This window comes from Streptomyces sp. NPDC093097 (genome assembly GCF_044754325.1).
Taxonomy (GTDB): Bacteria; Actinomycetota; Actinomycetes; order Streptomycetales; family Streptomycetaceae; genus Streptomyces.
Genome location: NZ_JBIVOW010000036.1, coordinates 12143 through 25087 on the forward strand (window position 1 = coordinate 12143; position 12945 = coordinate 25087).

Annotated in this window: 10 protein-coding genes and 1 riboswitch; of the genes, 6 read left to right on the forward strand and 4 right to left on the reverse strand. The window is 75.4% G+C overall.

Going from position 1 to position 12945, the window contains the following annotated elements; all coding sequences use genetic code 11:
* Positions 1 to 348: 348 nt before the first annotated feature.
* From ACIQE0_RS36495 to ACIQE0_RS36515, 5 genes are all read left to right on the forward strand, one after another.
* Positions 349 to 1797: an MFS transporter gene (locus tag ACIQE0_RS36495; protein ID WP_366334747.1), complete on the forward strand. Its 1449-nt coding sequence runs from the start codon at positions 349 to 351 to the stop codon at positions 1795 to 1797.
* 175 nt (positions 1798 to 1972) lie between these two features.
* Positions 1973 to 3220 carry an L-2-hydroxyglutarate oxidase gene (gene lhgO / locus ACIQE0_RS36500; RefSeq protein WP_366334749.1) on the forward strand — a complete coding sequence of 416 codons (1248 nt, stop codon included), beginning with the start codon at positions 1973 to 1975 and terminating at the stop codon, positions 3218 to 3220.
* A gap of 119 nt (positions 3221 to 3339) precedes the next feature.
* A complete protein-coding gene (trmB, locus tag ACIQE0_RS36505; protein ID WP_402340067.1) occupies positions 3340 to 4227 on the forward strand; it encodes a tRNA (guanosine(46)-N7)-methyltransferase TrmB in 888 nt (295 codons plus the stop codon).
* Between the two features lie 82 nt (positions 4228 to 4309).
* On the forward strand, positions 4310 to 5665 hold the full coding sequence (locus ACIQE0_RS36510; protein WP_366334753.1) for a PrsW family intramembrane metalloprotease: 1356 nt from the start codon (positions 4310 to 4312) through the stop codon (positions 5663 to 5665).
* Positions 5666 to 5808: 143 nt separating this feature from the next.
* Complete coding sequence (locus tag ACIQE0_RS36515) at positions 5809 to 6111, forward strand: hypothetical protein (RefSeq protein WP_366334755.1); 303 nt, start codon at positions 5809 to 5811, stop codon at positions 6109 to 6111.
* Between the two features lie 111 nt (positions 6112 to 6222).
* Here the strand turns inward: ACIQE0_RS36515 and ACIQE0_RS36520 are convergent, their stop codons facing one another.
* A complete protein-coding gene (locus ACIQE0_RS36520; RefSeq protein WP_366334757.1) occupies positions 6223 to 7182 on the reverse strand; it encodes an aldo/keto reductase in 960 nt (319 codons plus the stop codon).
* A gap of 114 nt (positions 7183 to 7296) precedes the next feature.
* Entirely contained in the window at positions 7297 to 8610 is a 1314-nt protein-coding gene (locus tag ACIQE0_RS36525) for a M23 family metallopeptidase (protein WP_402340070.1), read from the reverse strand.
* 11 nt (positions 8611 to 8621) lie between these two features.
* Positions 8622 to 8787: riboswitch (cyclic di-AMP (ydaO/yuaA leader) on the reverse strand.
* 404 nt (positions 8788 to 9191) lie between these two features.
* On the opposite strand from ACIQE0_RS36525, the gene ACIQE0_RS36530 reads away from it, so the two are divergent.
* Positions 9192 to 10325, forward strand: coding sequence for a DUF2332 domain-containing protein (locus tag ACIQE0_RS36530; protein ID WP_402340073.1), 1134 nt, complete (start codon positions 9192 to 9194; stop codon positions 10323 to 10325).
* Between the two features lie 157 nt (positions 10326 to 10482).
* Here ACIQE0_RS36530 and ACIQE0_RS36535 read toward each other — a convergent pair whose 3' ends face one another.
* Together ACIQE0_RS36535 and ACIQE0_RS36540 are read right to left on the reverse strand one after the other, a co-directional pair.
* Positions 10483 to 11622 (reverse strand): PP2C family protein-serine/threonine phosphatase, encoded by a 1140-nt coding sequence (locus ACIQE0_RS36535; protein ID WP_366334763.1) that lies wholly within the window; start codon positions 11620 to 11622, stop codon positions 10483 to 10485.
* Between the two features lie 356 nt (positions 11623 to 11978).
* The gene (locus ACIQE0_RS36540; protein WP_402340076.1) at positions 11979 to 12881 is read right to left on the reverse strand and encodes a LysR family transcriptional regulator; all 903 of its coding nucleotides are present in this window, start codon (positions 12879 to 12881) and stop codon (positions 11979 to 11981) included.
* Positions 12882 to 12945: the final 64 nt, after the last annotated feature.

Genomic DNA, 12945 nt, shown 5'->3' on the forward strand with positions numbered 1-12945 from the left:
CCGGGTGGCTCCCGGTCCCCGCGACGGTCCGGGAAGCGGGCTGCGCCTCCCGGACCGGACCGCCACCCGCGGGGAATGAGGTGGCGGTATCCCCCAGCCCACTGGATCCAGTGCAGCGGGCCGACCCACGCAGAACTCATCGAAGCGCCAGGGGCGTTGGGGAGCCAGCGCGCACGGACGGGCGCATGGGCACACGTACCCGGAGCACATGCCAATTCCCGCACCCCCGTTTGAACACGAATCTCGCCATCCAAGACACCGACCCTTAACGGTCGGGATCCGGCGAACTACTCTGGGTGGACGCATGCCCCGGGTACGGGGCGGCTGTCGCTGTGTCGAGGGGTGCGCATGTCCAGGGATACACGCGGGCCGAACGAAAAGCTCGGCACCGTTCTCGCCCTCGCGGGGATCAGCAATGCCGGACTGGCGCGCCGGGTCAACGACCTTGGTGCGCAACGCGGTCTGACGCTTCGCTACGACAAGACGTCGGTGGCCCGGTGGGTCTCCAAGGGGATGGTGCCCCAGGGCGCCGCGCCCCACCTCATCGCGTCGGCGATCGGCAGCAAGCTCGGGCGTCCGGTGCCGCTGCACGAGATCGGGCTGGCCGACGCCGATCCGGCGCCCGAAGTGGGGCTGGCCTTCCCCCGTGACGTGGGCGCCGCGGTGCGCTCAGCGACCGAGTTGTACCGGCTCGATCTCGCCGGACGGCGGGGCAGCGGCGGCGGCATCTGGCAGAGCCTGGCCGGATCGTTCGCCGTGAGCGCGTACGCGACCCCCACCTCCCGCTGGCTGATATCGCCGACCGACAGTTCGGTGGCGCGGGAGACGGCCGAGGCGCGGGACAAGGACGCCGCGGCCGCCGGCGACGCCGGGGTCCCGCAGCACGTCGGCCACAGCGATGTCACCAAGCTGCGCGAGGCGGCCGAGGATGCCCGGCGCTGGGACTCCAAGTACGGGGGCGGGGACTGGCGTTCGTCCATGGTGCCGGAGTGCCTCCGGGTGGACGCGGCGCCGCTGCTGCTCGCCTCGTACAGCGACGAGGTGGGCCGCGCGCTCTTCGGGGCGACATCCGAACTCACCCGCCTGGCAGGGTGGATGGCCTTCGACACCGGCCAACAGGAGGCCGCCCAGCGGTACTACATCCAGGCGCTGCGGCTGGCCCGCGCCGCCGCCGACGTCCCCCTGGGCGGGTATGTGCTCGCGTCGATGTCCCTCCAGGCGACCTACCGGGGCTTCGCCGACGAGGGCGTCGACCTGGCCCAGGCCGCCCTGGAGCGCAACCGCGGTCTGGCCACCGCCCGCACCATGAGCTTCTTCCGCCTGGTGGAGGCGCGGGCCCAGGCCAAGGCCGGCGAGGCGCGCGCCTGCGAGGTGGCGCTGAAGGCGTCCGAGGGCTGGCTGGAGCGCTCCCGCAGCGGCGACCCGGACCCGTCCTGGTTGGACTTCTACTCCTACGAGCGCTTCGCCGCCGACGCCGCCGAGTGCTACCGGGACCTGCGGCTGCCCCGTCAGGTGCGGCGCTTCACCGAGCAGGCGCTCTCCCGGCCGACGGAGGAGTTCGTCCGCTCGCACGGGCTGCGCCTCGTGGTGTCCGCGGTCGCCGAACTGGAGTCCGGCAATCTGGACGCGGCATGCGCCGCCGGCACCCGTGCCGTCGAGGTCGCCGGCCGCATCTCGTCCGCCCGCACCACGGAGTACGTCCGCGATCTGCTGCACCGCCTGGAGCCGTACGGGGACGAGCCCCGCGTGGTCGAACTCCGCGAGCGGGCCCGGCCGTTGCTGGCGGCGCCGGCGTAGCGGCGGCGGGCGGGAGCGCCGGCGCGAGCACCGCCGCCGCGGGCCCGCCGTCGCAGGTCAGGACGGCTCACTGCGGATTGTCGGTGCCGCCCGTCATGATGGACTACGGCGTCGGCGATGACGCGCGGGCCCGCGGCGACGGGCGGGCCGGCGGTCATGCGGTTGGGGAGGTGCAGTGGCGGCGTACGACTGCGATGTGCTGGTGATCGGTGCCGGGATCGTGGGGCTCTCCACGGCCCATGCCCTCACGCGCGCCGCGCCCGGCATACGCGTCGTGGTCCTGGAGAAGGAGCCCGGCGCGGCCCGCCACCAGACCGGGCGGAACAGCGGCGTGATCCACAGCGGGATCTACTACCCGCCGGGCTCGCTCAAGGCCCGCTTCGCCCTCCAGGGGGCGGCGGAGATGGTCGGGTTCTGCGCGGAGCACGACATTCCGCACGAGGTCACCGGCAAGTTGATCGTCGCCACCGACCGCGGCGAACTGCCCCGGCTGCACGGCCTCATCCAGCGCGGCCGCGAGCACGGCCTGCCGGTGCGGGAGCTGGGCCCCGCACAGATCGCCGAGCACGAGCCCGCGGTGCGCGGTCTGGCCGCGATCCACGTGGGCACCACCGGCATCTGCGACTTCGGCGCGGTGGCCCGGGAGCTGGCGCGGCTCGCCCAGGAGGACGGCGCGCGGGTCGTCCTCGGCGAGGAGGTCACCGCGATCGGCCGCCGCCCCGGCCGGGTCGCGGTCCGCACCGCCGGCGGCGCGGTCTACCGCGCCCGCGCCCTGGTCAACTGCGCCGGACTGCACTGCGACCGGATCGCCCGGCTGGCCGGCGACGCGCCGGGCATGCGGATCGTGCCGTTCCGCGGGGAGTACTTCACCCTCGCCCCGGAGCGCGCCGCCCTGGTCCGCGGCCTGGTCTACCCGGTCCCCGACCCGGCCTTCCCGTTCCTGGGCGTGCATCTGACCCGCGGCATCGACGGCTCCGTCCACATCGGGCCGAACGCCGTCCCCGCGCTGGCCCGCGAGGGCTACGACTGGCGCACCGTCCGCCCCGCTGAGCTCGCCGGGACGCTCGCCTTCCGCGGCTCCTGGCGGATCGCCCGCCGCCACTGGCGCCACGGCGCGGGCGAGCTGCACCGCTCGCTGTCCCGCCGGGCCTTCGCGGACGCGGTCCGCCGGCTGCTGCCCGACGCCCGGGACGAGGACCTCCTCCCCTCGCCCGCCGGTGTGCGGGCCCAGGCCGTCCTCCCCGACGGCACCCTCGTCGACGACTTCCTCTTCACCGAGTCCCCCGGCATGATCCACGTCCTCAACGCCCCGTCCCCGGCCGCCACCGCCTCCCTCCCGATCGGCCGGGAAGTGGCCCGGCGGGTGACCCGGCTGCTGGGCATACCGGCGGGCGAGGCGGGGGCCGCGGGCCTCGGGAGGTGACGGAGCCGTCGGGGACGGGCGGGGCCGCCGAGGGGCAGGGGCCCACCGGGCCGCCGGACCGAGGGCGTGACGAGCGACATTCCCGCCCCTCGCGGCGTCGTCCGTAGAATCGACGCACTGTGTCCGAGAACCCCGCCACCCCCGAAACCATCGCCGCCGATGCCGCCGCCACGGGCGCGGACGCCGCGATGACCGCCACCGCGACCGCCTCCCGGGCCGCCGGGACGGACGGGACGCGCCCCCTGGGCGCCACCGCCGCCTCGGCCGCCGTGCCCCGGCGCGGCAAGCCGATGTTCCCCGACGGGACGGGGCCGGCGGCCGACCCCGCCGGTTCGCACCACGAGCGGCGGATCCGGTCCTTCCAGCCCCGCCGCAGCCGCGTCACGGCCTCCCAGGGCGAATGGCTGCGCCGGCTCTGGCCGAAGTGGGGCGTGGACATCGACGGGCTCTCCCGCCTCGACCTCGACGCGTTCTTCGACGGGCTGCCGGTCGTCCTGGAGATCGGTTTCGGCATGGGCGAGGCCACCGCGCAGATGGCCGCCGCGGCGCCGGAGACCGGCATCCTCGGCTGCGATGTGCACACCCCGGGCCAGGGCCATCTGCTCGGTCTCGCGGAGCGGAACGGCCTGTCCAACATCCGGGTGGCCAACGGTGACGCGATCATCCTGCTGCGCGAGATGCTCGCCCCGGCGTCCCTGGCCGGCCTGCGCGTCTACTTCCCGGACCCCTGGCCCAAGAAGCGCCACCACAAGCGCCGGCTGATCCAGCCGGAGTTCGTGGCGCTGGCCTCCACCCGGCTCGCGCCCGGCGCCCTGGTGCACTGCGCGACCGACTGGGAGCCGTACGCGGAGCAGATGCTGGAGGTCCTCTCCGCCGAGCCGACGCTTCAGAACCTCCACCCGGACTTCGCGCCCCGGCCGGACTTCCGGCCGCTGACCAAGTTCGAGGGCCAGGGCCTGGACAAGGGCCACGTCGTCCGCGACCTGCTCTTCCGCCGCCGGGCCTGAGGGCCGCGGCCCCTCGGGGGCCGCTCCCCCGGGACCGGCAAACTCACCTGCCCGCACCGTCCCCCCTCGTTAGGGTCGATGGGTGTACCCGTCCCCGCCGCCGCTCCCCGAGCGCTCAGCCGGCCCGCCGCCGTACACATCCGCCGAGGCCCGCCCCGGGCCCCGGCGCCGGGGCGCACCCTGGCGCAGCCGGACCGTCCGGGCGGTCGCGTTGGCCGCGCTGCTCGCGCTGTCCGGCGTGCTCATCCTCGGCATCGTCCGGCGCCAGACCGGCACCGAGGGCTTCCTGGTCGGCGTCGGGCTGGCCGTCTTCCCGGTGCCGCTGCTGATCGCGGCCTTCTGCTGGCTGGACCGCATCGAGCCCGAGCCCTGGCGGAACCTGGCGTTCGCCTTCGCCTGGGGGGCGTGCGCCGCCACCCTGGTCGCGGTGCTGGCCAACGGCTTCGCCACCGACTGGCTGGCCAACAACCTCGCCTCGGCGTCCCCGACCGAGGCCGAGGCCTGGGGCTCGACGGTGATCGCCCCGATCGTCGAGGAGGTGGTGAAGGCCGCCGCCATCGCCCTCCTCTACCGCTTCCGCCGCCGGGACTTCGACGGGATCACGGACGGCATCGTGATCGCCGGCATCACCGCCACCGGTTTCGCGTTCACCGAGAACATCCTCTATCTGGGCAGCGCCTTCGGCGAGGACCAGTCCATGGGGCACTCCGGCCTGGACTCCCAGACGGCCGGCACCTTCTTCGTGCGGATCGTGGTCTCGCCGTTCGCGCATCCGCTCTTCACGATCCTCACCGGCCTGGCCTTCGGCATCGCCGCGACCCGCTATCCCCGCCGCCGCGGCGCCCGCGCCGCGCTCGTCCTCCTCGGCCTGGCCACCGCGGTCCTGCTGCACGGCGTGTGGAACGCCGCCTCCGCGCTCGGCGACGCCGGCTTCCTCACCGTCTACGGCGTCTTCATGGTCCCGGTCCTGCTGACCCTGACCTGGCTGGCGCTCTGGGCCCGCCAGCAGGAGCTGTGCTCGATCCGCAGCTACCTCGCGCCGTACGCCGCCGCCGGCTGGCTGGCCGCGCCGGAGCCCACCGCGCTGTCCTCCCTGAAGACCCGCGCGCTGGCCCGCGACCTCGCGCGCCGCACCCACGGCCCGGCCGCCGCCCGCGCCGTCACCGCCTACGGCGCCCTGGCCACCGCGCTCTCCTTCCACCGGCGCCGCGCCCATCTGGCGGGCCCGGCCGCGGACTTCGCCGCCCGGGAGCGGGAACTCCTGGAACGCCTGTGGCACTACCGGCCGTTGGCGGGCCCGGCACTCCTCCAGGCATGGGCGGGCAGAACGGCGACGCCCGCCCCGCCCCGGGACGCCCCCGACCCGACCGCGCCGGCCCCCTGCCCGGCCCCGGAGACACCGCGCCCGGCCGCGGCACCGCCCCGCGCCCCGCGCTGATCGCCCCCGGGCCCCGCACTCCCCTCCCGCTGCGGTCGAGACCCGTCACAGGACGGCTGCCACCCCCACGCGACCGTGCCTCCCCGCGGATCGGGGGCCGCGCGTAGGCTCGTGGAAGTTGTCCGTGAAAGGGAGGATCTGCGATGGCTGGGGTACCGACGAGCCTGGTGGCGGCCACGGGCCTGGTGGGCGGTTACGGCGTGGCCCGGTGGACCAAGAAGCGGCCGTTGGGCGGGGTGGCGCTGGCGGCCGCCGGAACGGTGGCGGCCTGGGGCTGGCAGCAGAAGGCCGGTACGAAGGCGGCCGTCGCGCTGAGCGGTGCCTATGTGGCTGCGTTCGCGGGGTCGCACCCGTTGGCCAAGAAGATCGGGGCGTGGCCCTCGGTGTTCGCGGTGGCCGGCGGCGTCGCGCTGGCCTCGTGGGCGGTGGCGGACCGGCGCGGCTGAGGCCGGCTCCGCGCGGCCGACGGCCCCGGAGCGCAGGGCCGAGCTGCCGGGCCGTGCGGGCCGGCCCCTCGGCCGCGTCGGGCCGGTGCCTCCGTCAGGCCGGTGCTTCTGTCAGGCCGACGCCTCCGTGAGGAGGGCGACCTCGGCATCGGTGAGGGTCAGCCCGTCGACGGCCAGGAGGGCCGGGAGCTGGGCGACGGTGCGGGCGCTGGCGATGGGGGCCGCGACGGTGGGCTGCGCGGCGAGCCAGGCGAGGGCGACGGTGGACGGCTCGGCGCCGTGGGCCGCGGCGACGGTGTCGAGGGCGGCGAGGACGCGGCGGCCGCGGTCGGTCGCCAGGTATCCGGCGGCCTTCTCCGAACGGGCGCTGTCCACACTGCCGCCCGGGCGGTACTTGCCGGTCAGGAAGCCGGAGGCGAGGGCGTAGTACGGGACGGCGGCGACGCCGTTGCGGGCGGCCACCTCGGCGAGTTCGCCCTCGTAGGTGTCCCGGGAGACCAGGTTGTAGTGGGGCTGGAGGGCCACGTAACGGGCCACGCCCTCGCGCGCGGAGAAGTCCAGCGACTCCTCCAGGCGCCGCGCGGAGATGTTGGACGCGCCGATCTCGCGGACCTTGCCGGCCTTGACGAGGTCGTCCAGGGCGGTGAGGAACTCGCCCACCTCGACCGACTCGTCGTCGTAGTGGGTGTAGTAGAGATCGATGCGGTCCGTGCGGAGCCGGGCCAGGGACTGGTCGACGGCGGCCTTGATCGTGGCGGCGGACAGGCCCTTGTGGTCGGGGTGGGCGCCGACCTTGGTGGCGATCACGACGTCGTCGCGGTTGCCGCGGGACGCGAGCCAGTTGCCGAGGACGGTCTCGGACTCACCGCCCTTGTTGCCGGGCACCCAGGCCGAGTACACGTCGGCGGTGTCGATGAAGTTCCCCCCGCCGGCCACGTAGGCGTCGAGGACGGCGAAGGACTGGGCCTCGTCGGCCGTCCAGCCGAAGACGTTGCCCCCGAGGCAGAGCCGGGAGACGGTCAGCGAACCGAGCGGGTGGCCGGTGGAGCTCTGGGCGTGTGGTGCGTTCATGTCCTATCAACGCCGGGGCAAGGGGAGTTGTTTCCCGTTCGGGGGGAGTTGTTCCCCGTTCCGCGCCGCGGTGCGGTCGGCCGCCCACGGGGGGGTGGGCGGCCGGCCTGGTCCTCAGATGCCGACCCCGCGGTCGCGCAGCCAGGACACCGGGTCGGTCGGGGCGCCCCCGTGGGGGCGGACCTCCAGGTGGAGGTGCGGCGTGGCGGCGTGCCCGGTGGCGCCGACGCGGCCGATGACCTCGCCCGCATGGACCCGGCCCGACGCCCTGACCAGGGAGGACAGATGGCAGAACCAGAGCTCCGTGCCGTCGTCGAGGGTGAGGACGCTGCGGTAGCCGTACGCGCCCGTCCAGCCGGCCTGGGTGAGCGTCCCGTCGTGAACCGCCCTGACCAGCGTGCCCGTTGGGGCCGTGAAGTCCTGTCCGGTGTGGTCCGCGGCCCAGCGGTTGCTGATCTGCCCGAAGCCGGTGGCGAGGGCGGCGGAGGCGACCGGGGCGACGAAGTCCGTTGCGCGGTGGGCGGATTGGCCGGCCGCAGGGGCCGCGGCCGCCGTCGCGGGCGCCTCGCCGGTCGCCTTCTCCGCCGTCGCGGTCGGCTCCTCGGCGCCATGGCCCACCGGCGCGTCCTGGACGGCCTGCCCGCCGGCTACCTCCTCCTCGGGCGCTCCGGACTCCTGCGGGCCGCCGCCCTGCTGGAGGATGCGGTGGCGCAGCGCCTCGGCCGGGCCCGTGCCCTGGGTGGTGTCGCCGGGCCGGGGGTGGGCGGCGGCGGGGGCGGAGGCGTCCGCGGTGGTGGCCGGGGGGGCGGCCGCCGGGGTGTGCGCTGCGGCGTCGTCGGCCGCACCGCCGGGGTCCGGCATCGAGATCGGCACCGGCGGCCGGCCCTCGGCGGCGGCCACTCCGCTCGCGCCGACCGCCGCGATCACGCCGACGCCCAGCGCCGTACCGCCGCGCGCCAGGCCGCTGCCGCGCTGCCTGGCCACCCGGTGCTTGCCGCGCAGGGAACGGAAGGTCTCCTCGTCGACGCCCACCGCGTCACCCGAGACCCACTCCGCCCCGGCGCCGTCCCCTTCGGGACGGTGGACCGGCTCGCCTCCGGGCAACGCCCCCTGGGGCGTCCCCTCAGGGGGCAGCGAGCCGTCACCCGACGGCCGCCCGTCGGGCAACTCTCCATAGGGGAAGGGGACATGGGACGGGTCGGCACGATGCTGCCCCCCGTCGAGCGGTACTCCACCGCGCTGCGCCGCGCCGAACGGCGCCCCGCTGGCCGGTTCCGCGACGGGATCACCGGGCTCGGCGGGGCCGCCGGGACCAATGGGGGCGGCGTGGCCGGCGGGGCCGGCGAAGCCGATCGGGCCGCCGAAGTCGGCGGGGCCGCCGACTCCGTAGCCGGATGGAGCGTGAGGGGCGGGCCTATTGGACGCCACGGGGGCGCACTCCTTTCCTTCCTTCTCGCCTACCGGGTTAGCTGACGGGTTCGGAGCAGGAAGGTCTCCTACGGGCACCGCCTGGCGGGAGGCGCCCGATTCACCCCAAGAGGGTGGTTCCCCGGTTCCCTCCACTCAATTCCCGGCAATCCCAGGCGGATCCGGCAGGCTCCCCGAAACCGGTCGATCCGGGCGGCTCGACGCGGGTCGTGGACACGGGTCGGGCAGGGCGGGAGGCCGGCGTGTGCAGGGGTGGCTCAAGGGTCGTTCTGGCGGTGCGGAAAAGTGCGTACGGGATTCGGCGTCGGCGCGCGGCGCCGCCACTTGCGACGGCTGGGACGACCGCGCTCCGTTATCGGACAGTAATAGAGACGACGGCGGAAATCCAAGCGTTCCCACGAATCCCCGGGGGTTCCGCACGCCCTCCCAAAGAGCCCTGGCGTGGACTTTTGCCCCCAGTACGGCCGCAAACAGGGCGAGTTGGCGTCATCGCGCCAAACGATCTCGCGATGATTGTGTGTCAGTTGTTATGCGGAGGGACGCCTCGTGATCACTGAGGGTGAGGACGGTAACGTCGCCTCATGGTCGTCAACGTCACGAACACCGGGAACGTCGTCAACACCCCACAGGAAGTGGCGGATCGGTACCGGGAGTTCTCCCGGCAACAGGCGCGGGGGCGGTCCGACGCGCACGAGGAGCTGACCGCCCGGATCGGCCAGGACGACGAGTTCTGCGAGCTGCTCTCGGGGTCGCTGCCGGCCGGCAACAAGCAGCAGCCGAACCTGCTGCTCGCCGCGGTGCGCTATCTCGACGGCCCGCACGCGGAGTTGGGGCCGCGCGGCGCGGTGGCCTACGGGCGCTGGCGCGAGTGGACGGTCCGGCACTGGGATGAGGTCCGCTCGGTGATCGTGCGGCGCTCCACCCAGACCAACGAACCGGCCCGCTGCGCCGCGCTGCTGCCGCTGCTGGCCCGTCTGCCGCAGCCGCTGGCCCTCCTGGAGGTCGGGACGTCGGCGGGGCTGTGCCTGCACCCGGACCGGTACCGCTACCGGTACGTCCAGGAGGCGGGCCGCGGGACGGGCGGCCCTCACGGGAGCGCCGCCGTCGAAGGGGGCGCACCGGAGTCCCCCCTCACGTTCACCTGCCGCACCAGCGGGTCGGTGCCCGGCGACGACGGCGGTGCGGCGGCGCTGCCCGGCGACCTGCCCGAGATCGTCTGGCGCGGCGGCATCGACCTGGACCCGCTGGACCCGGTCGGGAACGCGGACGACCTCCGCTGGCTGCGGGCCCTGGTCTGGCCGGGCGACGAGGCCCGTGCGGCGCGGCTCACGGCGGCCGTCGAGGCGGTGCGGACCGCACCCCGCCCCGTCCTCGTCCGCGGCGACCTGGTCGACGAGCTGCCGGCGCTGGCCGCCCAGGCGCCGCCCGAGGCGACGCTCGTGGTCTTCCACAGCTCGGTGCTGAACTACCTTCCGCCCGCCCGGCGCGAGGAGTTCGCCCGCCTCGTGCGGTCGCTGCTCGCCGAACGGAACGGCGGGGGCCACTGGATCTCCCAGGAGCACCACAGCGTGCTGCCGTGGATCACCGCGCCGGAACACCGGTCCCTGGGGCCCGAGGACGGCCTGCTGCTGACCCTCGCCGTGGACGAGCGCCCGGTCGCCCTGACGGGCCCGCACGGCCAGAGCGTGCACTGGCTCCGGTCCGCGTGGCCGTAGGCGCTCCAGCGGCCCCGTGCGGGCCGTGACGGCCGCACAGGGGGCCGAGGGCGGGCGGCGCGGGCCGGCCCCGCCCTCGGCCGTCGTTGAGCGCCGCACCGAACCCGCCGCCGAGCCCGCCCGCCCCCGGCCCTGCCGAACACCCGCCGACCCCGCCCTACGTCTCCAGGGGCCGCTCGACCGCCAGCAGCGCCATGTCGTCGGCGGGTGCCCCGCCGGTGTACCGGGCGACGTCCTCGATGACCACGTCCAGCAGGTCGTCGGGGCCGTTGAAGTGGCTGCCGCGCAGCCGGACGGACGGGTCGTAGAAGTCGCCGGCCCGGTCGCGGGCCTCGGTCACCCCGTCGGTGAACAGGAACAGCATCGCGCCGGCCGGGAAGAAGACCTCGTCCGGGCGGTCCGGCCAGCCCGCCACGTCGCTCAGCCCCAGCGGCAGCGCGGCGGCGGACGGGGGCAGCTCCCGTAGGCCGCCCTCGGGGGTGAGGAGCAGAGGGGGCGGGTGGCCGCGGTTGAGGATGCGCAGGCCCGAGGGGTTCCCGGCGGGGACCTCCGCCAGGACCGCCGTGGTGAAGCCCTCGTACGCGTCCAGGCCGGTGCGGCGCCCGCCCTCCCGTCTGAGCGCCCGCTCCAGTCGGCTCGCCACCGCCTCCAAGGTGGCCTCCTGCTCCGCCGCCTCCCGGAAGGCGCCGACGACGACCACCGCGGCCTCCACCGCCTCCAGCCCCTTGCCCCGTACGTCGCCGACGATCATCCGCACGCCGTGCGGGGTGTCCTGGATGGCGTGCAGGTCGCCGCCGATACGGGCGCCGGCCCGGGCGCCGACGTAACGGGCGGCGACCGCAAGTCCCGCCAGCCGAGGGGGCGGAGCCGGCAGCACGGCCCGCTGGGCGGCCTCCGCGACGTCCCGTACCGAGGCCAGCTTGGCGTAGCCGATCCGCACCACCCGGTTGATGCCGAGCGCCAGCAGGGCGACGACCACCACCGTGATCGACTCGGTCACCGACTCGTAGGGGTCCTCGATGCCGTGGTACGTGGCGACCAGGACTTCGGCGGCGATGGCGGCCAGGGCCGTGACGACGGTGCCCCGCAGGGAGTACAGGGGGGCCGCGACCAAGGGGGCGGCGGCGAGGAACGGCGCCGCGGTGTACCGGGGCGGCGTGAGGGCGTCGAAGAGCACACCGGTGGCGATGAGGGCCGGGGGGAGCCAGCGCGCCAGGAGGCTGCCGAGCGGGGAGACCTGGTCGTCGCCCGTCTGCTGGGTCCCGTTGTCCGTGCGGTTCCTGCCGCGTCGACGCATCCGCACCGGCCTCTTCCCGCTCCGCCTGCCCGATGGTGCCCGGCCCGGTTCCCGGCGCCCCGCGGCCCGTTCCCACCCCGGCCACCGGACCGGCGCCGCCGCCGTCCCGTCCTCGGCCCCGCCCGCCGAGCCCGCCTCGGCTGCCTCGGCTGCCGACCACCGACTTCCGGCCACGACGCCCGGCCGCCAACTGCCTGCTGCCTGCTGCCTGCTGCCTGCTGCCTGCTGCCTGCTGCCTGCTGCCTGCTGCCTCAAGGCTTGCCGCCGCCGTGCCGGGCGGCGAGTCCTCCTGCGCCGAACGGGGTAGGCACAGGCTGGGGCCGACCCGCCCCCTAAGGGCTTGAGCCCCACTCCCCCTACGGGCCCTCCGGCACGTTCCCCCCGGCCCCGCCGCCGCCCTCGCACTGGTTGACCGTGGCCCGCGCATGGGCGAGGAAGCGCCGGGTCAGCGGATGCCCGCCGTGCCGCGGGAAGACGATGTGCAGCGGCATCAAGGGCGCGTCGGGGATCGGCACGAAGGAGATGAACGGGTGCACCCGTTGGCGCCCGATGGACTCCGGTACGACCCCGACGCCCCGGTTCCCGGCCACCGCCTCCAGCCACTCGTCGAAGTTCCCGCACCGGGCGGCGACGACCGGCCGCGCCTCCGGCGGCCAGTCCGACGCCTCCGTCGTCCCGCCCGCCTCGTTCAGCACCAGCGGCATACCGGCCAGCTCCCGCCAGCCGACCTCGTCCCGGGCCGCGAGCGGGGAACGCACCGACACCGCGGCTATCCGCCGCTCGTGCAGCAGCGTCACCGCCGTCAGGCCCGGCACGGCCACGTCCCCCCGCAGGATCGCGATGTCGACCTCGCCGCTGTCCACCCCCGCCAGCGCCGCGTCCCGCCGGTAGACCCGCGCGGCGACACCGGTCTCCGCCTCGAACCGCTCGATGGCGGCCTGCGGCCACGTGGCCGGAAACCCCCAGACGAATCCGATGCGGAAGAGGGGCGCGTCCGGCGCCGGGAGGAGGGCCGCCTCCAAACGGGGCAGCAGTGCGCTGAGTTCCCCGTACAGCCGCTCGCCGGACGCGGTCAGCGCGACCTGCCGGGTGGTGCGCTCCAGGAGGCGGTAGCCGAGCAGCTCCTCCAGGCGGCGGATGGTGCGGCTCACCGTGGGCTGCGAGAGGCCGAGGCGGTCCGCGGCCCGGGTGAAGTGCCGCTCCTCGGCGAGGGCCAGGTAGCAACGGAGGTGGTGCAGTTCGACGCCCGGTATCGCCATGATCGGCATCCTAGGCGGCCGCCTGCCGGGCCCGAACGGGCCCGCCGGATCGCCGCGCAGCCCC

Excerpts from the sequence above, each read along its gene's own strand:
- ACIQE0_RS36495 (WP_366334747.1), top strand. The coding sequence starts at position 349 with ATGTCCAGGGATACACGCGGGCCGAACGAAAAGCTCGGCACCGTTCTC.
- ACIQE0_RS36535 (WP_366334763.1), bottom strand. The coding sequence starts at position 11,622 with ATGCGTCGACGCGGCAGGAACCGCACGGACAACGGGACCCAGCAGACG.
- ACIQE0_RS36540 (WP_402340076.1), bottom strand. The coding sequence starts at position 12,881 with ATGGCGATACCGGGCGTCGAACTGCACCACCTCCGTTGCTACCTGGCC.
- ACIQE0_RS36520 (WP_366334757.1), bottom strand. The coding sequence starts at position 7,182 with ATGAACGCACCACACGCCCAGAGCTCCACCGGCCACCCGCTCGGTTCG.
- ACIQE0_RS36515 (WP_366334755.1), top strand. The coding sequence starts at position 5,809 with ATGGCTGGGGTACCGACGAGCCTGGTGGCGGCCACGGGCCTGGTGGGC.
- ACIQE0_RS36530 (WP_402340073.1), top strand. The coding sequence starts at position 9,192 with ATGGTCGTCAACGTCACGAACACCGGGAACGTCGTCAACACCCCACAG.